Source organism: Pseudomonas sp. R4-39-08 (assembly GCF_003852275.1).
Classification (GTDB): domain Bacteria; phylum Pseudomonadota; class Gammaproteobacteria; order Pseudomonadales; family Pseudomonadaceae; genus Aquipseudomonas.
The window spans coordinates 5,064,689-5,085,091 of record NZ_CP027733.1; the positions used below are offsets into that span (position 1 = coordinate 5,064,689).

At 61.8% G+C, this 20,403-nt stretch carries 19 protein-coding genes; 7 read left to right on the plus strand and 12 right to left on the minus strand.

The genetic code is table 11. From position 1 onward, the window contains the following. Positions 1–78: 78 nt before the first annotated feature. Positions 79–1,203 carry a class I SAM-dependent methyltransferase gene (locus C4J88_RS23365; RefSeq protein ID WP_124408228.1) on the plus strand — a complete coding sequence of 375 codons (1,125 nt, stop codon included), beginning with the start codon at positions 79–81 and terminating at the stop codon, positions 1,201–1,203. A gap of 66 nt (positions 1,204–1,269) precedes the next feature. On the opposite strand, the gene C4J88_RS23370 is transcribed toward C4J88_RS23365, so the two are convergent. From C4J88_RS23370 to C4J88_RS23380, 3 genes are read right to left on the minus strand one after another with little or no spacing between them, the layout of a single operon-like run. Continuing rightward, entirely contained in the window at positions 1,270–1,437 is a 168-nt protein-coding gene (locus tag C4J88_RS23370) for a DUF2474 domain-containing protein (RefSeq protein WP_065886906.1), read from the minus strand. 12 nt (positions 1,438–1,449) lie between these two features. Continuing rightward, a complete protein-coding gene (gene cydB / locus C4J88_RS23375) occupies positions 1,450–2,457 on the minus strand; it encodes a cytochrome d ubiquinol oxidase subunit II (RefSeq protein WP_124364495.1) in 1,008 nt (335 codons plus the stop codon). Between the two features lies 1 nt (position 2,458). After that, positions 2,459–3,898 carry a cytochrome ubiquinol oxidase subunit I gene (locus tag C4J88_RS23380; protein ID WP_124408229.1) on the minus strand — a complete coding sequence of 480 codons (1,440 nt, stop codon included), beginning with the start codon at positions 3,896–3,898 and terminating at the stop codon, positions 2,459–2,461. 318 nt (positions 3,899–4,216) lie between these two features. Between C4J88_RS23380 and C4J88_RS23385 the strand changes: the two genes are divergently transcribed. Continuing rightward, entirely contained in the window at positions 4,217–5,467 is a 1,251-nt protein-coding gene (locus tag C4J88_RS23385) for an MFS transporter (RefSeq protein WP_124364497.1), read from the plus strand. A 309-nt stretch (positions 5,468–5,776) separates the two neighbouring features. Here the strand turns inward: C4J88_RS23385 and C4J88_RS23390 are convergent, their stop codons facing one another. The 4 genes from C4J88_RS23390 to C4J88_RS23405 form a co-directional block, all read right to left on the minus strand. Continuing rightward, positions 5,777–7,960, minus strand: coding sequence for a xanthine dehydrogenase family protein molybdopterin-binding subunit (locus tag C4J88_RS23390; RefSeq protein WP_124408230.1), 2,184 nt, complete (start codon positions 7,958–7,960; stop codon positions 5,777–5,779). Then, on the minus strand, positions 7,957–8,946 hold the full coding sequence (locus C4J88_RS23395; RefSeq protein WP_124408231.1) for a xanthine dehydrogenase family protein subunit M: 990 nt from the start codon (positions 8,944–8,946) through the stop codon (positions 7,957–7,959). The genes C4J88_RS23390 and C4J88_RS23395 overlap by 4 nt, the downstream gene beginning before the upstream one ends. Then, positions 8,943–9,467: a (2Fe-2S)-binding protein gene (locus C4J88_RS23400; RefSeq protein ID WP_124408232.1), complete on the minus strand. Its 525-nt coding sequence runs from the start codon at positions 9,465–9,467 to the stop codon at positions 8,943–8,945. Before C4J88_RS23400 ends, C4J88_RS23395 begins: the two co-directional genes overlap by 4 nt. Positions 9,468–9,563: 96 nt before the next feature. Then, a complete protein-coding gene (locus C4J88_RS23405; protein WP_124368436.1) occupies positions 9,564–10,010 on the minus strand; it encodes a DUF4879 domain-containing protein in 447 nt (148 codons plus the stop codon). Between the two features lie 188 nt (positions 10,011–10,198). Between C4J88_RS23405 and C4J88_RS23410 the strand changes: the two genes are divergently transcribed. After that, entirely contained in the window at positions 10,199–11,494 is a 1,296-nt protein-coding gene (locus tag C4J88_RS23410) for an NCS2 family permease (RefSeq protein WP_124408233.1), read from the plus strand. Continuing rightward, positions 11,491–12,570: a tRNA (uridine(54)-C5)-methyltransferase TrmA gene (gene trmA / locus C4J88_RS23415; protein WP_124408234.1), complete on the plus strand. Its 1,080-nt coding sequence runs from the start codon at positions 11,491–11,493 to the stop codon at positions 12,568–12,570. The genes C4J88_RS23410 and trmA overlap by 4 nt, the downstream gene beginning before the upstream one ends. A 34-nt stretch (positions 12,571–12,604) precedes the next feature. Here the strand turns inward: trmA and C4J88_RS23420 are convergent, their stop codons facing one another. Continuing rightward, positions 12,605–13,072 (minus strand): DUF2442 domain-containing protein, encoded by a 468-nt coding sequence (locus tag C4J88_RS23420; RefSeq protein WP_124408235.1) that lies wholly within the window; start codon positions 13,070–13,072, stop codon positions 12,605–12,607. After that, positions 13,069–13,497, minus strand: a complete 429-nt coding sequence (locus C4J88_RS23425; protein WP_124408236.1) for a DUF4160 domain-containing protein — start codon at positions 13,495–13,497, stop codon at positions 13,069–13,071. Before C4J88_RS23425 ends, C4J88_RS23420 begins: the two co-directional genes overlap by 4 nt. A gap of 332 nt (positions 13,498–13,829) precedes the next feature. Between C4J88_RS23425 and aroQ the strand changes: the two genes are divergently transcribed. Then, entirely contained in the window at positions 13,830–14,276 is a 447-nt protein-coding gene (gene aroQ / locus C4J88_RS23430; RefSeq protein WP_124364504.1) for a type II 3-dehydroquinate dehydratase, read from the plus strand. Then, complete coding sequence (locus C4J88_RS23435) at positions 14,276–15,130, plus strand: shikimate dehydrogenase (RefSeq protein WP_124408237.1); 855 nt, start codon at positions 14,276–14,278, stop codon at positions 15,128–15,130. The genes aroQ and C4J88_RS23435 overlap by 1 nt, the downstream gene beginning before the upstream one ends. A gap of 121 nt (positions 15,131–15,251) precedes the next feature. Here C4J88_RS23435 and C4J88_RS23440 read toward each other — a convergent pair whose 3' ends face one another. Both C4J88_RS23440 and quiC read right to left on the minus strand, forming a co-directional pair. Then, on the minus strand, positions 15,252–15,917 hold the full coding sequence (locus C4J88_RS23440; RefSeq protein WP_124364506.1) for a TetR/AcrR family transcriptional regulator: 666 nt from the start codon (positions 15,915–15,917) through the stop codon (positions 15,252–15,254). A gap of 74 nt (positions 15,918–15,991) precedes the next feature. Further along, complete coding sequence (gene quiC, locus C4J88_RS23445) at positions 15,992–17,890, minus strand: 3-dehydroshikimate dehydratase QuiC (RefSeq protein ID WP_124364507.1); 1,899 nt, start codon at positions 17,888–17,890, stop codon at positions 15,992–15,994. 210 nt (positions 17,891–18,100) lie between these two features. On the opposite strand from quiC, the gene C4J88_RS23450 reads away from it, so the two are divergent. Next, a complete protein-coding gene (locus C4J88_RS23450; protein WP_124408238.1) occupies positions 18,101–19,435 on the plus strand; it encodes an MFS transporter in 1,335 nt (444 codons plus the stop codon). On the opposite strand, the gene C4J88_RS23455 is transcribed toward C4J88_RS23450, so the two are convergent. Then, positions 19,436–20,314, minus strand: a complete 879-nt coding sequence (locus tag C4J88_RS23455; RefSeq protein WP_124408239.1) for a DMT family transporter — start codon at positions 20,312–20,314, stop codon at positions 19,436–19,438. It abuts the gene before it with no gap. Positions 20,315–20,403: the final 89 nt, after the last annotated feature.

Below are 20,403 nucleotides of genomic sequence, written 5' to 3' on the forward strand. Positions count from 1 at the left end.
GTGTTGATGCTGCCCTTTCAGAGGTTGCTTCGCTGTTCACTCAGACGGTTCCGTCGATTACCCAGAGCCTCCCCCGCCATGCCCCTGCTTGACAGCCCCTTCGCTCAACTCGATTTGATTCGTCAGCCCGAGCAATCCAATGACCCGCTGCAAGCCTTCGATGCCGCCGATGAGTACCTGCTCAGCCACCTCGCCAGCCAGCAACCCAACGCGGCGACCCGTGTGCTGGTCCTTAATGACAGCTTCGGCGCGCTTGCGGCCAGCCTTGAAGGCCAGGTGCAGGTGACCACCAGCGGGGACTCGTTCCTCGCCGCCCAGGGCCTGGAGAAAAACCTGGTGCGCAACGGCAAAGCGTTTGATGCAGTGGCGTTCGTGCCGTCCAGCCAGGTGCCGGTCGGGCCTTTCGATCGGGTGCTGCTGCGTGTGCCAAAAACCCTGGCGCTGCTGGAAGAACAGTTGATTGGGCTGCAGGGGCAGCTGGCGCCGGGCGCCGAAGTGATCGCCGGGGCCATGCTCAAACACCTGCCACGCGCCGCCGGTGAATTGCTGGAACGTTATATCGGGCCGATGCACGCCACGCTTGCGGTCAAAAAGGCACGGCTGCTGATCGCCACCGTTGCCGATCGCCCTGCGGCAGTATCGCCCTACCCTACCCGCTACACGCTGGATACGCCGGCCATCGAACTGCTCAACCACGCCAACGTGTTCTGCCGCGAAGGCCTGGACATCGGCACGCGCGCCTTCCTGCCGCACCTGCCGAACAACCTGGGCAGCGCCCGCGTGGCGGACCTGGGCTGCGGCAACGGCGTATTGGCGATTGCCAGCGCGCTGCACAACCCCGACGCGCAGTACACCCTGGTGGATGAGTCGTTCATGGCGGTGCAGTCCGCCACCGAGAATTGGCAGGCCGCCCTGGGTGAACGCAACGTGACCCTGCGTGCCGACGACGGCCTGGCCGGCCAGCAAGCGCAGTCGTTGGACGTGGTGCTCTGCAACCCGCCGTTCCACCAGCAGCAGGTGGTGGGCGATTTCCTCGCCTGGCGCATGTTCCAGCAGGCGCGGGAAGCCCTGGTGGTGGGCGGCGCGTTGTATATCGTGGGTAACCGTCACCTGGGTTATCACAGCAAATTGGCGCGCCTGTTCCGCGGCGTCGAACAGGTGGCGGCCACGCCCAAGTTCGTCATTCTCAAGGCGCGCAAATAAAAAAGCCCTGCCTTCTATAGAAGAACAGGGCCGAAAGAGCCGGGCCGCACGGCCCGGATCGGGATGTCAGTGCGTGGTAAGGCCCGCTGCATTCATGAACATGCGCATCAGGCTGGCGACGATGAACAGGGCCAGCACACTGCCGGTCCAGATCATCGCCAACCACCCAAGACGCCGCCACAGCGGCTGTTTCTCGGCCTGTTCGATGTCGTGCAACGAAGGTTTGCCCGCCATGTCGCGACCCTCCTAGTGATAACCGTCTTCGTGGGTGACCTTGCCGCGGAACACGTAGTAGCTCCAGAAGGTGTAGCCCAGGATGAACGGGATGATGAACAAGGTGCCTACCAGCATGAAGCCCTGGCTTTGCGGCGGTGCGGCGGCGTCCCAGATCGATACCGACGGTGGGATGATGTTCGGCCACAGGCTGATCCCCAGGCCGCTATAACCCAGAAAAATCAATACCAGCGTCAGCAGGAACGGCGTGTAGTGCGCATTGCGTGCCACGGCGCGGATCAGCCCGTACATGGTCACCAGTACCAGCACCGGTACCGGCAGGAACCAGAACAGGTTCGGCAGGGTGAACCAGCGCGAGGCGATTTCCGGGTGGGTCAGCGGTGTCCAGATACTGACGATACCGATCACGGCCAGCACCACGAAGGCCAGCGGCCGCGCCAGGTTATGCATCTGTTCCTGCAACTTGCCTTCGGTCTTCATGATCAGCCAGGTGCAGCCGAGCAGCGCATACGCCACGATCAATGCCACGCCACAGAACATCGTGAACGGCGTGAGCCAGTCCAGCGAGCCTCCGGCGAACTGGCGGTTGACCACCGGAATCCCATCGATAAACGCCCCCAGCGCCACGCCCTGGAAGAACGTGGCCGTCAGCGAACCGCCGATAAACGCCTTGTCCCACAGGTGACGCTTGTGGTCCTTGGCCTTGAAGCGGAACTCAAAGGCCACGCCACGAAAGATCAGCCCGATCAGCATCAGGATCAGCGGCAGGTACAACGCCGACAACACCACCGAATAGGCCAGCGGGAACGCACCAAACAGTCCCGCGCCGCCCAATACCAGCCAGGTTTCATTGCCATCCCATACCGGTGCCACGGTGTTCATCATGACGTCGCGGTCGGTCTTGCCCGGTACGAACGGAAACAGGATGCCGATCCCCAGGTCGAAACCGTCCATGACCACGTACATCATGATCCCGAAAATGATGATCACAGCCCAGATCAGCGGAAGATCAATGCCCATCTCAATTCCCCTTGTGCTGGATGTCGTCGTGGTCGTTGTCGGTGCCATCATCGGCAGCGGACAGCGGACGGGCCGGTGTGCGTTTCTGGCCAGGACCGCCATGAGTCGGCTCAGTGACCTCGTGAATCACAGGCCCTTTGCGTACCAGACGCATCATGTAACCCAGGCCCGCACCGAACAGCGCGAAGTACACCACCACAAACAGCACCAGGGTAATGGTCATCTGCGCCAGGCTATGCCCGGAGGACGCATCCGCCGTGCGCATCAGCCCGTAGACCACCCACGGTTGGCGACCGATTTCGGTGGTGAACCAGCCGGCGAGAATCGCGATCAGGCCGGACGGGCCCATCCACAGGGCCAGGTACAGGAACGGCTTGGACGTGTACATCTTGTCGCCCCGGCGCAGCCATAGGCTGAACAAGCCGGTGAAGATCATCAGGAAGCCCAGGCCGACCATGACCCGGAACGACCAGAACACCACGGTCGAATTAGGACGGTCTTCAGGCGGGAATTCCTTGAGCGCCGGCACCTGTTTATCCAACGAGTGGGTCAGGATCAGGCTGCCAAGGTAGGGAATTTCCACCGCGTACTTGGTTTTTTCAGCCTTCATGTCCGGCCAGCCGAACAGGATCAGCGGCGTGGGTTCATTGCCGATGTTTTCCCAGTGGCCTTCAATCGCGGCGATTTTTGCCGGCTGGTGCTTCAAGGTGTTGAGGCCGTGGAAGTCGCCGATCACCGCCTGGATAGGCGCGACGATCAGCGCCATCCACATCGCCATCGAGAGCATCTTGCGGATCGCCGGGTTGTCCTTGCCGCGCAGCAGGTGCCAGGCCGCCGACGAGCCGACGAAGAACGCCGTGGCCACGAAGGCCGCAGTAGCCATGTGCGCCAGGCGGTAGGGGAACGATGGGTTGAAGACCACGGCGAACCAATCGGTGGGGATCACTCGGCCATCGACGATTTCAAAGCCTTGGGGCGTCTGCATCCAGCTGTTGGATGAGAGGATCCAGAAGGTCGAGATCAGCGTACCGATAGCCACCATCACGGTGGAGAAGAAGTGCAGGTTGCGCCCCACCTTGTTCCAGCCGAACAGCATCACGCCGAGGAAACCCGCCTCGAGGAAGAAGGCCGTGAGCACTTCGTACGTCAGCAGCGGCCCGGTGACGGCGCCAGCGAAGTCGGAGAAGCGGCTCCAGTTGGTGCCGAACTGATACGCCATGACCAGGCCCGAGACCACGCCCATGCCGAAGTTGACGGCAAATATCTTCGACCAGAAATGGTAGAGGTCGCGGTAAGTGTCGTTACGGGTCTTGAGCCACAAACCCTCCAGCACCGCAAGGTAACTGGCCAGGCCGATGGTGATCGCCGGGAACAGGATGTGAAACGAGATGGTGAACGCAAATTGAATTCGGGCGAGATCTAGCGCCTCCAAACCGAACATAAGTCTTCCTCTGTCAGGTAATACCGGTTGCGGGCTCGGAGCCTGCACCCACTGCCCCCACGGATATGGAGTGTGACGAATTTCAATTCGTTTCTTTTTTTACCCGTCACGTAGGGAATCTGGCCTTTCGGCCGCCAGAACAATCCCGGTGCGGGTGTTGATCTGGATCAAGCATCGTTGAAAGAGTAGTCCCATTTGCGCTGCCCGGTTGTGTGGTCTTTTGCCGCGTGACAGCTTGCCTCACCAGGGTTATTGCAACTATTTGTTACAACACAATGCTAATCTCGCCATTCCTTTCGGTCTCGACCTTTACTCCCAATGCCTAGTGAACCTGCGTTGCTGTTACGTCACCACCGCCCCTTCATCGCGTTCTGGCTGGCGCGGATCTTTACCGCCAGCGGCTTCCAGATGCTGACCGTGGCCATCGGCTGGAACCTCTACCAACTGACTGGCAATGTGCTGGACCTGGGGCTGGTCGGCCTGGTGGAGTTCGTGCCGCGCGTGCTGTTCATGCTGCATACCGGGCATGTGGCCGATCGCTATGAGCGACGCAAAGTCGCCGCCATCTGCCAGACCGTACAGGCGCTGATTGCCCTGTCCCTGGCCATCGGCGGTCTGACCGGCAACGTGACCCGCGAGATGATCTTCATCCTCGCTTTCCTGCTGGGCGCCGCGCGTTCATTCGAAATGCCCACCACCCAGGCGCTGCTGCCGAGTATCGTGCCCAGCGCGCTGTTCCCCCGGGCCGTGGCCTCGTCGCAATCGGCCCAGCAATTGGCGACGATCGTCGCCCCGGCCCTCGGTGGTTTGCTCTATGCGTTCGGCAGCGTTTGGGTGTACGGCCCGACGGTGGTGCTGTACCTGATCGCCTGCGGCTTGACCCTGAACCTGCCTGCGCGCCAGACGCCGCTGAACAAAGGCAAGGCCACCCTGGATTCGCTGCTGGCCGGGATTCGCTTTATCCGCAGCCGGCCGGACATCCTCGGCGCCATTTCCCTGGACCTGTTTGCCGTGCTGCTGGGCGGCGCCACCGCGTTGTTGCCGGTGTTCGCCAAGGACATCCTGCTGACCGGCCCCTGGGGCCTGGGCCTGTTGCGCTCGGCACCAGCGGTGGGGGCGCTGTTGATGTCGTTGTGGCTGGCGCGTTTCTCGGTGGACCGCAAGGTCGGCCGCGTGATGTTCACCGCAGTCGGGGTGTTCGGCGTGGCAACCATCGCGTTCGGGCTGTCGACCTCGTTCTGGTTTTCCCTGGGGGTACTGGTGGTGCTGGGCGCGGCGGATATGATCAGCATGGTGATCCGGGCTTCGTTCGTGCAGTTGGAAACGCCGGATGAGATGCGCGGCCGGGTGAGCGCAGTCAACGGCTTGTTTATCGGTGCATCCAATCAATTGGGTGAGTTCGAATCGGGGATCACCGCCCATTGGTTCGGCACCGTGCCCGCCGTCGTCATGGGCGGGATTGGTACGCTGGTGGTGACCGGGGTGTGGATCAAGCTGTTCCCGACCCTGGCGAATCGGGACCGGATGCATGTGCCGGTAGAAGAGCCCGGGCTGAAGCCCACCGCATAACCTGAGCCTTGAACAAGATAAATGTGGGAGGGGGCTTGCCCTAATGCCAGTCAGTTAAGCGTACACCGCCGTCTGTAGGAGCGAGCTTGCTCGCGAAAAACGTCAACGATAATGCGTGCTTTCTGAATGAACGCGGTGCCTGTGAGTTTTTCGCGAGCAAGGGCTAGCCGCCCGCCTCGTTCCTACAAAAAGCCTTAACTGACTGGCATTAGGGCAAGCCCCCGATAGCGGTAGATCAGTCACATCATCCTCGACTGATACTCCGTCATCGGGAGCAAGCCCCCTCCCACATGAGTTACGCGGTGTGTTTTAGAGCACTTTGTCCAGGGTGATCGGAAACTCCCGAACCCGCTTGCCAGTGGCGTGGTAGATCGCATTCGCCACCGCCGCCGCCACCCCGACAATGCCGATTTCGCCCACGCCCTTGGACCCGAGCGCATTGACGATCTCGTCGTGCTCTTCGACAAACACCACGTCAATCTCACCGATATCGGCATTCACCGGGATGTGGTACTCGGCCAGGCTGTGGTTCATGTAGCGACCCAGCTGATGGTCGACCTGGGTCTCTTCGTGCAGCGCCATGCCGATGCCCCACACCACCCCGCCGAGGATCTGGCTGCGCGCCATTTTCGGGTTGACCACGCGCCCGGCCGCAATCGCGCTGACTACGCGGCTGACCTTGATGGTGCCCAAGTCTTCATCTACCCGCACTTCGACATACACCGCCGAATGGGTGGCCGTGGCATAGCCCTCGCGCTTCTTGTCGGGCTCGCTGTCGACCTGCACCTCAAGCCCGTCCTCGCCGCTGTCCTTGACCAGTTGGGCCAACGACACACTCACGTCGCCGGTGTGCAGGTGGCCGTCTTCAAAGCGCACGGACTCGGCATCCTGGAACACCGGGTAAGTCTGCCGGGCAACGGCCAGCAGTTTGGCGGTCAAGGCCTCGCAGGCTTGCTGCACGGCGGTGCCGACGGACGACACGGTAAACGAACCGCCTTGCAGCGGCGCGGTAGGCAGTGAGGAATCACCGAGCAAAAACACTACGTCCTCCACCGCCACACCGCTGGCCTGCGCCGCAATCTGGGTCATCACGGTGTAGGTGCCCGTGCCGATATCGGTGGTGGCGCTGCTGACGGTGAGTTTGCCGCTCGTATCGAGGCGCGCCTTGGCGCTGGCTTTCATCTGCATGGCTTCCCATACACCACCGGCCATGCCCCAGCCGATCAACTGGCGGCCGTCGCGCATGCTGCGCGGTTCGGGGTTGCGCTGGCTCCAGCCAAAACGCTCGGCACCTTCGCTGTAACACTCGCGCAGGGCTTTGCTTGACCATGGCTTGTCTTCATTCTGGTTACGTTCGGCGTAGTTGATCAGGCGCAGTTGCACCGGGTCGATGGCCAGGGCGCAGGCCAGTTCGTCCATGGCGCATTCCAGGCCGATCACGCCCAGGGCGGCGCCGGGAGCGCGCATGTCCAGTGGGGTGAAGACGTCCAGCGGCACCAGCTTGTAGGTCAATTGCACGTTATCGCAGTGGTAGAGCATGCCGCTCCATTCCACCACGTGTTCGCTGAAATCCTCGAAGCGCGAAGTCTGCCCAATCGCGGTATGCCCCAGGGCCAGCAAGCGCCCGTTGGCGGCGGCGCCCATCTGCAAGCGCTGCAAGGTGCGCGGGCGGTAGCCGAAGGTGAACATCTGTTGGCGGGTCAGGGTCACGCGCACCGAGCGCTTGAGCGCCAGCGATGCCATCACCGCCAGCGGCAATTGGTACTGCGGGCGCAGGCCCGAACCAAAGGCGCCACCGACGAACGCGGCGAAGATGCGTACCTGGCTCTTGTCCAGGCCAAAGACTTTTTGCACATACGCCTGGCAGTTCTGCGGGCCCTGGGTTTTGTCGTGGATATGCAGGGTGCCGTCGGGCTGGTACAGCACGGTGCTGGCGTGGGGTTCCATCGGGTTATGGTGTTCGATGGGCGTGCTGTAGTGCAGATCGAGGCTGATAGCGGCACCCGCCCATTCAGCCTGGAAGTTGCCGCGCGGCCCGGGCGGTGTCTGGGGCGAAGGGTGAGCCGATTGCTGCTGGGCGATCAGGTCGGTTTCAAAATCTTCCGCCGCGTATTCGATGTCGACCAGCGAGCCGGCATGCCGCGCCAGCTCCAGGTTATCGGCGATCACCAGGGCCAGGGGCTGGCCGCTGTAGAGCACGCGGTCGTTATACAGCGGGCGAAATGGCGAGCCGTCGGCAGCATCCGCATCGGCGAACGCATCGTCGTAGCTGGCAATTTTCGGGCGATTGAGGTGATGGATGACCTCCACCACGCCCGGCAGCGCCAGGGCCCTTGAGGCATCGATGCGCAGGACACGGCCTTTGGCGATCGTGCTCGAGACCACGCTGCCATGCAGCAGGCCGTCCTCGGGAAATTCACCGGCATAACGCGCTTTGCCGGTGACCTTGAGCAGACCGTCGACACGGTCCAGGGGTTTGCCGATGGCGCTCATGGCCGTTCTCCTGCGACCGCAGCGTCGCTCAGTGCACGAATGATTGCGCGGCGCGCCAGCTTGATCTTGAAGCCGTTGTGTTGCAGCGGCTCGGCATCCTGCAGCAGGGCATCGGCAGCGTTACTGAAGGTTTCGCGGCTGACGCGGCGGCCTATCAGCGACGCCTCTACCGCGCGGTCGCGCCAGGGTTTGTGCGCCACACCGCCAAGGGCCAGGCGGGCGTCGATGATCTCGTCGCCGTTCAATTCCAAGGCGGCGGCAACCGACACCAGCGCGAATGCGTAGGACGCACGGTCGCGAATTTTCAGGTAATGGCTGTGGCGGGCCAGGTTATCGGCAGGCAATTCAATGGCGGTGATCAGTTCGTCGTCGGCCAATTGGTTGTCGCGTTGCGGTGCATCGCCGGGCAGGCGGTGGAAGTCGGCGAACTCGATGACCCGCGCCCCGCCGCGCCCTTCGACATGCACCCGCGCCTCCAGCGCCGCCAGGGCCACGCACATGTCCGAAGGGTGGGTGGCGACGCACTGCTCGCTGGCGCCGAGGATCGCATGGATGCGGTTCAAGCCGGTGCGCGCCGGGCAGCCGCTGCCGGGCTCACGCTTGTTGCACGGCACCGTGGCGTCATAGAAATAGTAGCAACGGGTGCGCTGCAGCAGGTTGCCACCGGTACTGGCCATGTTGCGCAGTTGCGGCGAGGCTCCGGCAAGAACGGCTTGGGACAGCAATGGGTAACGCTGCTCAATCAGCGGGTGCCAGGCCAGGTCGGCATTACTGACCAGCGCGCCGATACGCAGGCCGCCCTCGGCGGTTTCTTCGATGGCATTGAGCGGCAGCCCGGTGATATCGATCAGGTGTTCGGGCCGGCTGATGTTCTCTTTCATCAGGTCCAGCAGGTTGGTGCCCCCGGCAATGAAGCGCGATGCCGCGCTGCTCAGGTGCACCGCCTCGTGCACGTCTGCCGGCTTGCTGTAATGGAAGGGGTTCATTGCTCACCTCCCCGGTTGCCGCACGCCGGCAGCGCCTCTTCGATGGCCGCGCGGATATTGCTGTAGGCACCGCAGCGGCACAGATTGCCGCTCATCAATTCCTGCACCTGCGCACTGTCGTGGGCGCGGCCTTCGTTGGCCAGGCCGACCGCCGAGCAAATCTGGCCGGGGGTGCAGTAGCCGCACTGGAAGGCATCGTGCTTGATGAAGGCTTGCTGCATCGGGTGCAACTGGTCGCCGTCGGCCAGGCCTTCGATGGTGGTCAGCTCGGCGCCGTCGCACATCACGGCCAGGGTCAGGCAGGCGTTTACGCGCTTGCCGTCACGCAAGACGGTGCACGCGCCGCACTGGCCGTGGTCGCAGCCCTTTTTGCTGCCGACCAAATCCAATTGTTCGCGCAGCAGGTCGAGCAAGGTGGTCCAGGGCAACACACTCAATTGGCGATCCTGGCCATTCAAGGTCAAGCGTATCGGGTGGGCGACGAACGGCTGGGCCGTGGCGCCATTGGGGGTCGCGCTCATAAACACCTCACGGGTTGATGTACATCCGCGGCGTTCAGGGAAATCGCCGTCTCAGGGGTACGACTTCCCAGGGTTTTGAGCGTTCAAGCCAATTGATCAGCGGATATTGAGCTGGGCTTTCAGGGTGTTTTGCGGAGGATTGATCGAGGTATTGGTGAACTCGAACCAACCCTGGGCTTGCACGTTGAGGTCAAACACATAGATGTAGCCCATCAGCGTGCCCACGCCGTTACAGGCCTCACTGATGTTGCCCACCTGGCACACCGCCGTGCGTTGCCCGTTCAACTCGGCGCCGTTGAAGCGGCCCATCGGGCTGTTGCCCAGGCCGACTTCCATTACCGAAACCTTCGTCGGCCCACGGTGCTCGCACATCTGGGTGGTCTGCACACGGTCCGGGATGGCCTCGCTGCACTTCGCCGATTCGACCTTGAACACCCGCACCTCGCTCAAGGCCGGTGCAGCCGCGCCCCACACCGGTGCCGCGCCGAGCCACAGGCTCAGACAAGGGATCAGAGCTAGACTCCACGCGTTGGCTTTTTTCATGCTGTCGATGACCTGCTGTTGAACGTCGGCGCAGTATGCCTCAAGGCCATGCGCCACACAGCCTCGGCTGCTGGTATGATGCGCCGCTTTTTCCGATCCTCTCTGAAGCCACAAGCGCTTGGCGCAGTTTGTGCTTTGACTTAGAGGTCAACAAATCACGACGCAAGATAGCGTCACAGGGAGCCGGCATGCTGGAAAAGCTGTTTCAACTCAAAGCCCACAACACCAACGTGCGCACCGAGATTCTCGCGGGTATCACGACATTCCTGGCCATGGCCTACATCCTGTTCGTGAACCCGAGCATCCTCGGCGAAACCGGCATGGACAAAGGCGCGGTGTTTGTCGCGACTTGCCTCGCGGCGGCCATCGGTTCGATCGTGATGGGCCTGATCGCCAACTACCCGATCGCTCTCGCGCCGGGCATGGGCCTCAATGCTTTCTTCACCTACACCGTGGTCCTGCACATGGGCCACACCTGGCAGGTGGCATTGGGCGCGGTGTTCATTTCGGCGGTGCTGTTCTTCCTGCTGTCGATCTTCCGTATCCGTGAGTGGATCATCAACAGCATTCCCCTGCCCCTGCGCTCGGCGATTGCCGCCGGTATCGGCCTGTTCCTGGCGCTGATCGCCTTGCACAACGCCGGTATCGTGGTCGCCAATCCGGCCACGCTGGTGGGCCTGGGCGATCTGAAACAACCGGCGCCGATCCTGGCCACCCTCGGTTTTGTGCTGATCGTGGCCCTGGAAGCCCTGGCCGTGCGTGGTGCGGTGCTGATCGGCATCCTGGCGGTGACCATCGTGTCCATTGTGATGGGCTTCACCCCGTTCGGCGGCGTGACCTCGATGCCACCGTCCCTGGCCCCGACCTTCCTGCAACTGGATATCAAGGGCGCGCTGGACATCGGCCTGGTCAGCGTGATCTTCGCGTTCCTGTTCGTCGACCTGTTCGACAACTCCGGCACCCTGATCGGCGTCGCCAAGCGCGCCGGCCTGATGGGCAAGGACGGCCACATGCCGAAAATGGGCCGTGCGCTGATCGCCGACAGTACGGCGGCCATGGCCGGCTCGCTGCTGGGTACTTCGACCACCACCAGCTACATCGAATCTGCCGCTGGCGTGAGCGCCGGTGGCCGTACCGGCTTGACCGCCATCGTGGTCGCGATCCTGTTCCTGCTGGCGCTGTTCTTCTCACCGCTGGCGGCCAGCGTACCGGCCTTCGCCACCGCGCCGGCGCTGCTGTTCGTGGCCGTCTTGATGACGTCCGGCCTGGCCGAAATCGACTGGGATGACATTACTGTGGCCGCGCCGGTGGTAATCACCGCCCTGGCGATGCCCTTCACTTACTCCATCGCCAACGGCATCGCCTTCGGTTTCATCGCCTGGACCGCCATCAAGCTGCTTTCGGGCCGCTACCGTGAGCTGAACCCGGCCCTGGTGATTCTGTCGATTCTGTTCGTGATCAAGCTGGGCTGGTTCAACGCATGACTTTCGACGCCGCACACTACACCGCTCAACTGCAAGACAAGGTCACGCGCCTGCGTGACCTGCTGGCACCGTTCGACGCCCCCGAGCCGCAGGTCTTCGACTCGCCGCTGCAGCACTTCCGCCTGCGCGCGGAGTTTCGCCTGTGGCGCGAAGGCGGCGAGCGCCACTACGCGATGTTCGCCCAGGACGACAAGCGCACGCCGATCCTGATCGAAGCGTTTCCCATCGCCAGCCAGCGCATCAACCAGTTGATGCCGCAGCTCAAGGCCGCCTGGCAAGCCAGCGCCGCCCTGAGCCACAAACTGTTCCAGGTGGAGTTCCTCACCACCCTGGCCGGCGACGCGATGATCACCCTGTGCTATCACCGCCCGCTGGATGAACACTGGCACACCGCAGCGAACAAGCTGGCGGCTGAGCTGAACGTGAGCATCATTGGCCGTTCCAAGGGCAAGCGCGATGTGATCGGCCGCGACTACGTGGTGGAAAAAATCGAGGTCGGTGGCCGCACATTCAGCTACCGCCAACCCGAGGGCGCCTTCACCCAGCCTAACGGCACGGTGAACCAGAAGATGCTCAACTGGGCGTACGACGCCCTGGGTGATCGCCCGGACGACTTGCTGGAACTCTACTGCGGCAACGGCAACTTCACCCTGCCGCTGGCGACCCGCGTGCGTAACGTGCTGGCCACCGAAATCAGCAAGACCTCGGTGAATGCGGCCCTGAGCAATCTCGATGAAAATGCCGTGGACAACGTCACCCTGGTGCGCCTCTCCGCCGAAGAACTCACCGCGGCCCTGAATGAAGTGCGCCCGTTCCGCCGTCTGCACGGCATCGACCTGAAAAGCTACGCATTCGGCAGCGTCTTCGTCGACCCGCCCCGCGCCGGCATGGACCCGGACACCTGCGAACTGACCCGGCGCTTCGACAACATCCTGTATATCTCCTGCAACCCGGAGACGTTGGCGGCGAACATCGCGCAGCTGCACGACACGCACCGCATTACCCAGTGCGCAATGTTTGACCAGTTCCCGTGGACGCACCATATGGAATCGGGTGTGTTGCTGACCCGTCGATAACTCTGTCAGGCATCATCAGCTCCCACACTGAAATTCATGTGTCCGTCGGGTCGCCAGGTTCCAACACTTCCTTGCGCGGCCGGCCGCCCTTCTTGCCATTGGCCCGGGCGGCGGCCGATTTGGCGGCGCTGCGTTTGCGACCGTTTCGGGAGGCTACCAGGCTTGTAGCGAGGTCCATCAGAGGCTGGCTTGTGGCGATGAGGCCAGTGATCGAAACGTCCAGATCCTGGGCCTCACAGCAAAGCGCCTTGCCGCCGAAACCGACCTCCAATTGCTGGAAGTCCTGCTGGGAAAACTTCTCGAACTCCGGCAGACCGGCCACCGGCAACATGATACGGCTGCCATCGCTGAAGCCAATGGAGATGCAGTCGTCTTGATAGCGCACGTTGCTGGCGTTGGCATACAGACGCTTCAGCTTGCGCCCACGGGCGATTGCCTTGTCAACGTCGGCATCGCTGAGAGGCACGTAGGGTTTGACTTTGGCTTTTACGATTTTTTTCATAATTCAATCTCCACAGACCCCGGTGCCCTGACCAGGCTCAAAATTGTTTTTTGCCCTGCGACATCGTGCCGGGCACGTGCAATCACATAAACACCCCGCTGGATGATCAACCCCGGCAACAACTCACTGGTTTCCCAATTCCAGGAATGGTTCTCCAGGCAAACCGTTTGCAGGTTTTCCCACCAGATCCTGCGTGCCCGCGCCAAGTAGTGCGGCTGCATTATTGCCTTGCGTAACTCCTCCAAGACCGCCTTGGGTGGTCGGCAGCGCTCAGGGTTTACATCCCACAGCTCCACGTCCCCATCCAGAAAGCTGAAACGAAAACGCGCATCCCACGCCCTTCCCCTGACATGCACATGGGGCGGGCAATGCTCATCCCTGAGAAATACCGAGATTACATATCCCTTGTAAGCACCTATTCTCATAGTAACCCATCCGTTAGGTTATTTTCCGTCAGGTAACAATTTCCCCGTGCCACCCGACAACCGGCTTCGTGCTCACGAAGCTGCTTCAAAGATTAGTAACGACGAACAAACCGGCGAACGCCGGGTTGTAACCACTCATGCCGACAGCTGGGGTGACTCCGGCCACGCCCGTCACTCGTGTTCGCACTGCAATCCGGCGTAACACTTCATCAACAGCTGCCCCTGCTGATTAACGGTTCGATAATCGAACAGATCCAGTGACTTCATTTGACCAAACTAACCATTCAGTACATTTTGTCTCCACAACCAATAAAAACTGTGGAGACCCCTCTATGCCGCCTATCGTGCTGGTGCTCAACGGCCCCAACCTCAACCTGCTCGGTACCCGCGAGCCTGCCACCTATGGCCACGAAACCCTGGCCGATATCGCCGCCCTGTGCGGGCGCAGCGCGGAAAAGCTCGGGCTGACCATCGAGTTTCGCCAGACCAATCACGAGGGTGAACTGCTCGACTGGATCCACGCCGCCCGCGCCCGTTGCGCCGGGATCGTGATCAACCCGGCGGCCTGGACTCATACCTCGGTGGCGATTCGCGATGCGCTGGTGGCCAGCGAAGTGCCGGTGATCGAAGTGCATTTATCCAACGTGCATGCCCGTGAGGCGTTTCGTCATCACTCCTTTGTCTCGCCCATCGCCAAGGCGGTGCTGGCCGGGTTTGGCAGCCATGGCTATCACTTGGCCCTGGAACATTTCAGCCACTCGTTGAAAGGATGCGCCTGATGAAACCGCGCGTTCTCGCCGGCCTGATTGGCGCCGGCATCCAGGCCTCCCGCACGCCCGCTCTGCATGAACAGGAAGGTGACGCCCAGGGGCTGCGCTACCTGTATCGCCTGATCGACCTGGAAGCGCTGCGCCTGGACAGCCACGCCCTGCCCGAGCTGCTGCGTGCCGCCGAGCAGATGCACTTCACCGGCTTGAACATTACCTACCCGTGCAAGCAGGCGATCCTGCCGTTGCTCGATGAATTGTCCGACGAGGCTAAGGGCATTGGCGCGGTCAACACCGTAGTGTTCAAGGATGGCAAGCGCATCGGCCATAACACCGATTGCCTGGGGTTTGCTGAGGGTTTCCGACGCAACTTGAGTGATGTGCCACGCCAGCGCGTGGTGCAGATGGGCGCCGGCGGCGCAGGCGCGGCAGTGGCGCATGCGCTGCTGGCCGAGGGCGTTGAACAGCTGAGCATTTTTGACTTGGACAGCCTCCGCGCCCGCGAGCTTGTGGATAACCTCGCTCGGCGTTTTGGCAACGGTCGTGCCCAGGTCGGCGGCGACTTGACCAACGCCATGGCGCAGGCGAACGGCCTGGTCAACACCACACCAATGGGCATGGCCAAGCTGCCCGGCACACCGGTGCCCGCCGCGTTATTACATGCAGGGTTGTGGGTGGCGGAAATCGTGTATTTCCCATTGGAAACCGAGTTGCTGCGCGACGCACGCGCCTTGGGTTGCCGCACGTTGGATGGCGGCAATATGGCGGTGTTTCAGGCAGTGAAGGCGTTTGAGTTGTTCAGTGGCGAAGCGGCAGATGCTGGCAGGATGTTGGCGCATTTTCAGAGTATGAACAGCCAGCAGTAGAAACCGGACCGAAAATGTGGGAGGGGGCTTGCCCCCGATAGCGGTGTATCAGTCAGCACATGCTCAGCTGACAGACCGCAATCGGGGGCAAGCCCCCTCCCACAATGGTCACTCGGTGTATTCAAGCTTGCAGGTAACGCAACACCGATTCGCAGATCATCTCGCGATGCCGCTGCTTGATCGCCTCATCCGACAGTTCAATCTGAAAAATCTCACTGAAGGTATGCCGGTTGGAGACACGGTAAAAACTGAACGAGTTGATCAACAGATGCACATCCAGCGGCTCCAACCCTTCGCGAAACAGCCCCATTTCAGCGCCGCGACGCAGGGTCTCACCGAGCCCCTCGAGGATTTTGCTGTTCATGTCCTTGATCGTACTGGTGCGCTTTACGTACTCGGCATTGTGGATATTTTCGATGCTGACAATGCGCACGAAATCCACGTTCTGGTCATGGTGGTCGAAGGTGAACTCCACCAGCCGGCGGATCGCTTCGCGCGGTTCCAGGGCCGTGAGGTTCATGCGGGTCTCGGTGTTGCGAATATCGCCGTAGAGCTTCTCCAGCACCTCGACGTAGAGCTGCTCCTTGCTGCCGAAGTAGTAATAGATCATGCGCTTGGAGGTGTGGATGCGCTCGGCGATGGCGTCCACGCGGGCGCCGGACAGGCCCTGCTGAACGAACTCGACAATGGCTTCCTGGAGAATATTCTCGCGGGTCTTTTCCGGATTGTTCTTGCGACTCTTGCGCGGTGCGTCTGACACGGCAGAGAGGTCGGGAGTCAGGGTCATGGTGCGCTCACGGCGTTTTTATGCAGGCCCGATTATGGGCCGAGGCGCTCCCCGAAGGAAGCACCTCCCCACCGTTATAAACGTGCCTGACGCACCGCACCGCTGCGCGACTTGGCCATTGCCGCCAAACGCACCGCCACGTTGGCCGCGCCGTACCCGGCATAGCCGTTCTTGCGCTGGATGATCTCGAAGAAAAACCGGCCCTCGAAGGCTTCGGTGTAGACATGAAACAGCTCACCGCCCTGGGCGTCGCGGTCGTACAGCACGTTGTAGTACGCCAGTTCGCTGAGGAACTCATCGTCGAAATCAAAGCGTGCGGCCAAATCGTCGTAGTAGTTGAGCGGGATATCCAACAGCGGCACCCCGGCCTCCTTGGCCCGGCGCACCTCGGCGAAAATATCCGCGCAATCGAAGGCAATGTGGTGCACGCCCGAGCCGCGATAACTCGAAAGCGCGTGGGAAATGGCGGTATTGCGGTTCTCGGAAATATTCAGCGGCAGGCGAATCGAACTGCAGCGGCTGCGCAGTGCGCGGCTTTTGACCAGGCCGTAAGGATCGGGCAGCACCACTTCGTCATCGGCTTCAAAGTCCAGCAAGCTTTTGTAGAACAGCACCCAGCTGTCGAGGCTGTCGGCCGGCAGGGCCATGGCCATATGGTCGATGCGCAGCAAGCCGCCGCTGGCGGTGACGGGTTGCAGGTTGAAATCGGTGTCGTATAGCCCGCCTTCGCTTTGGTCCACCAGGTAAATCAAGCTGCCATCCGGCGCCCGTACGGCCGCCAACTCCAGTTCATTGGGCCCGACCAGGCCGCGATAGGGCTGGCCCTTGTAGGCCACCGCCCGCTCCAGCGCCTTGGCGCTGTCCTTGACCCGAATCGCCGTGGCACACAACGACGGCCCATGGGCCTCGAAAAAGTTGTGGGCAAAGGAATAAGGTTCGCAATTGAGGATCAGGTTGATATCGCCCTGGCGCAACAGGCTCACGTTCTTGGAGCGATGCTGGCCGGCCTTGGCGAAGCCCAGGCGTTCCAACCAATGGGTCAGCTTGGCGCCGAGGCTTTCATCCACCGCAAATTCGAGGAATTCGATGCCGTCGTACTCGCTGGCCGCCGGGGTCTCGAACAGGATATCCACGGGCGCGGCGGGTTGTTCCGCCGCCAGGCGCTGGCGGGTTTTCTCTTCCAGATACAGCAGCGAGCGCAAACCATCCGCCGCATTGGCCCGAGTCGGTGCGGCGCGAAAGCCGTCGTTGAAAATCTCCAGGGACAACGGCCCGGTGTAGCCACTCTGGATGATCGGCGCGAGAAACCCAGCCAGGTCGAACTCACCCTGGCCGGGGAAGCAGCGAAAATGCCGGCTCCACTCCAGCACATCCATGGCCAGGATCGGCGCGTCGGCCATTTGCACGAAGAAGATTTTGTCGCCGGGGATCTCGGCGATGGCACTTGGGTCGCCCTTGAGCGACAGGGTGTGGAAGCTGTCGAGCAGCACACCCAGGCTGGGATGATCCACCTGACGCACCAGGTTCCACACCTGCTGCCAGGTGTTCACATGTTTGCCCCAGGCCAGCGCTTCATAGCCGATTCGCAAGCCACGGCGGCCCGCGTGTTCGGCCAGCAGGCTGAGGTCGTCCAGCAGGATGCGTTCATCGCCCACGCAATCGGCCGAGGCATTACTGCACACCAGCACCAGGTCGGTGCCCAGCTCCTGCATCAGATCGAATTTGCGCTCGGCGCGCTCGAGGTTGCGTGCCAGACGATCACGGCGGCAGCCCTCGAAGTCTCGAAACGGCTGGAACAAGGTAATGGCGATGCCCAAGTCGGCGCACATTTGCCGGACTTCACGCGGGCTGCCGTCGTAGTACAGCAGGTCGTTTTCAAAGATCTCAACGCCATCAAACCCGGCGGCGGCAATGGCTTCGAGCTTTTCCGGCAGGGTGCCGCTCAACGACACGGTAGCGATGGAACGTTGCATGGGTCACTCCCGGCAATTGTTGTTTATGGCAAATTATTCGCCCACAGCCTACACGCGGCAATTAAAATGTACGAACCGGTTAGTTTTTGGTGCGATTATCGAACACTATGCCCCTTTGATGAATTGACGACTTTTTAACCACTGCGCACCATCGACCTTGCACCAAGACCCAGATCACACCATAAAAATTTCAAAAACGGGTACGACCTCATGCCTCTGCAAAATTCCGCCCTGGCCGCGCGCCCCGGCACCCCGCACGCCGGCATCGGCGACAAGATCCGCGGCGCCCTGGCCGTGGGTAAAACCCGCTGGGGCATGCTGGCCCTGGTGTTCTTCGCCACCACCCTCAACTACATCGACCGCGCCGCCCTGGGCGTGATGCAACCGATTCTGGCCAAGGAAATGAGCTGGACGGCGATGGACTACGCCAACATTAACTTCTGGTTCCAGGTCGGCTACGCCATCGGCTTTGTGCTGCAAGGCCGCTTGATCGACCGGGTAGGCGTCAAGCGCGTGTTTTTCTGCGCGGTGCTGCTGTGGAGCCTGGCCACCGGCGCGCACGGCCTGGCTACCTCAGCTGTCGGCTTCATGGTCTGCCGGTTTATCCTCGGGTTGACCGAGGCCGCCAACTACCCGGCGTGCGTGAAAACCACGCGCCTGTGGTTCCCGGCCGGCGAGCGCGCGGTGGCAACCGGTATCTTCAACGCCGGCACCAACGTCGGCGCGATGATGACGCCCATGCTGCTGCCGTTGATTCTGCACGTGTGGGGCTGGCAGGCGGCGTTCCTGTGCATGTCGGCGCTCGGGGGTATCTGGCTGGTGTTGTGGGGCTTGAAGTACTACAACCCGGAAGAGCATCCCACCGTTAAACAATCCGAATTGGACTACGTGCAACAGGAAGTCGAGCCGGAACAACCCCGCGTACCGTTCAGCCGCATCCTGCGCATGCGCGGCACCTGGGCCTTCGCGCTGGCGTACTCGCTGACCGCGCCGGTGTTCTGGTTCTACCTGTACTGGCTGCCGCCATTCCTGAACCAGCAATACAACCTGGGCATCAACGTGACGCAGATGGGCATTCCGCTGATCATCATCTACCTCACCGCCGACTTCGGCAGCGTGGGCGGCGGCATTCTGTCCTCGTTCCTGATCGGTCGCGGGATGAACCCGATCAAGGCACGGCTGCTGTCGATGTTCTTGTTCGCCTGCTGCATCGTCGGCGTGATCATGGCGGCCGGTTCCAGCCAGCTGTGGGTCGCGGTGTTCGCCATCTCCCTGGCCATCGGCGCGCACCAGGCCTGGACCGCCAACATCTGGAGCCTGGTGATGGACTACACGCCCAAGCACATGATGAGCACGGTGTTCGGCTTCGGCGGCATGTGCGCGGCCATCGGCGGCATGTTCATGACCCAGATCGTCGGCCATATCCTGACCGTGACCAACAACAACTACACGCTGTTGTTCACCCTGATTCCGGCGATGTATTTCATCGCACTGGTGTGGATGTACTTCATGGCGCCGCGCAAGATTCCTACGGTAGAGGTGTAATCAACGCCGCCGCTGCTGCCAGGCAGCGGCCAAGCCGCTCATGCAGATCACCCCGATACCGACCACCGTGGTCATGTCGGGGGTATGACTGAACACCAGCCAACCCAACAACCCCGCAAACACGATCTGGCAATAGCCGAACGGCGCCAGCAAGGCCGGCGCCGCGAAGCGGAACGCCTGGGTGAGCATCAAGTGCGCGGTCATCCCGCAGGTGCCCAGCGCCAGCATCATCACCCCATGCCACAGGGTCGGCACCTGCCAGAAGAACGGCACCATCGCGCTCATCACCAGGGTGTTGCACAGGCCGGCGAAGAAGTTGCTGGTGGTGGGGCTGTCGTATTGGCTGAGGATGCGCGTGAGCAGTTGGTAGAAGCAGAAGAACAGTGCCGAGCACAGCGGCAACAGCACCGCCGGGGTGAACAGCTCGCCGCCCGGATGGATGATGATCACCACGCCGATAAACCCGCAGATCACCGCCAGCCATTGGCCGCGCGTGACGTGCTCGCCGAGCAGGGGCACCGAGAGCGCGGTCACCAGGATCGGCGCAAGGAAGTTCACCGCCGTGGCTTCCGCCAACGGGATGTAATGCAGCGCCGTGGTGAAGAACAGGCTGGTGCCCAACAAGCACAACGCCCGCACCACCTGCATCCCCGGCCGCTTGCTGCGCAGCACGCGCAGGCCCGATTGCGGCAGGAAGATCCCGGCCATCAGCAGCGTGTGCACCATGTACCGCGCCCACACCACCATCACGATCGGGTAGAACCCGGCCAGGTATTTGGACAGGGCGTCGTGGCTGGAGAACAGGAACGTCGCCAGCACAATCAGCAGGATGCCTTTGAAGGGATGATTGACGCCGGAAAGCGGGGTACTGACAGTCATTGAATTCTCTTGTGTGGCGAGCTGAACACGGTGGCACTCAACCGAAGTAATCTAGCAGCCGGGCATGCGTCTGCCCCAAGAGCATAACC

Coding starts and splice junctions, on each gene's coding strand:
- C4J88_RS23405 (WP_124368436.1), bottom strand. CDS start 10,010: ATGAAAAAAGCCAACGCGTGGAGTCTAGCTCTGATCCCTTGTCTGAGC.
- C4J88_RS23440 (WP_124364506.1), bottom strand. CDS start 15,917: ATGACCCTGACTCCCGACCTCTCTGCCGTGTCAGACGCACCGCGCAAG.
- C4J88_RS23450 (WP_124408238.1), top strand. CDS start 18,101: ATGCCTCTGCAAAATTCCGCCCTGGCCGCGCGCCCCGGCACCCCGCAC.
- C4J88_RS23370 (WP_065886906.1), bottom strand. CDS start 1,437: ATGGCGGGCAAACCTTCGTTGCACGACATCGAACAGGCCGAGAAACAG.
- cydB (WP_124364495.1), bottom strand. CDS start 2,457: ATGGGCATTGATCTTCCGCTGATCTGGGCTGTGATCATCATTTTCGGG.
- trmA (WP_124408234.1), top strand. CDS start 11,491: ATGACTTTCGACGCCGCACACTACACCGCTCAACTGCAAGACAAGGTC.
- C4J88_RS23390 (WP_124408230.1), bottom strand. CDS start 7,960: ATGAGCGCCATCGGCAAACCCCTGGACCGTGTCGACGGTCTGCTCAAG.
- C4J88_RS23385 (WP_124364497.1), top strand. CDS start 4,217: ATGCCTAGTGAACCTGCGTTGCTGTTACGTCACCACCGCCCCTTCATC.
- C4J88_RS23380 (WP_124408229.1), bottom strand. CDS start 3,898: ATGTTCGGTTTGGAGGCGCTAGATCTCGCCCGAATTCAATTTGCGTTC.
- C4J88_RS23400 (WP_124408232.1), bottom strand. CDS start 9,467: ATGAGCGCGACCCCCAATGGCGCCACGGCCCAGCCGTTCGTCGCCCAC.
- C4J88_RS23365 (WP_124408228.1), top strand. CDS start 79: ATGCCCCTGCTTGACAGCCCCTTCGCTCAACTCGATTTGATTCGTCAG.
- C4J88_RS23455 (WP_124408239.1), bottom strand. CDS start 20,314: ATGACTGTCAGTACCCCGCTTTCCGGCGTCAATCATCCCTTCAAAGGC.
- aroQ (WP_124364504.1), top strand. CDS start 13,830: ATGCCGCCTATCGTGCTGGTGCTCAACGGCCCCAACCTCAACCTGCTC.
- C4J88_RS23395 (WP_124408231.1), bottom strand. CDS start 8,946: ATGAACCCCTTCCATTACAGCAAGCCGGCAGACGTGCACGAGGCGGTG.
- C4J88_RS23410 (WP_124408233.1), top strand. CDS start 10,199: ATGCTGGAAAAGCTGTTTCAACTCAAAGCCCACAACACCAACGTGCGC.
- C4J88_RS23435 (WP_124408237.1), top strand. CDS start 14,276: ATGAAACCGCGCGTTCTCGCCGGCCTGATTGGCGCCGGCATCCAGGCC.
- C4J88_RS23425 (WP_124408236.1), bottom strand. CDS start 13,497: ATGAGAATAGGTGCTTACAAGGGATATGTAATCTCGGTATTTCTCAGG.
- quiC (WP_124364507.1), bottom strand. CDS start 17,890: ATGCAACGTTCCATCGCTACCGTGTCGTTGAGCGGCACCCTGCCGGAA.
- C4J88_RS23420 (WP_124408235.1), bottom strand. CDS start 13,072: ATGAAAAAAATCGTAAAAGCCAAAGTCAAACCCTACGTGCCTCTCAGC.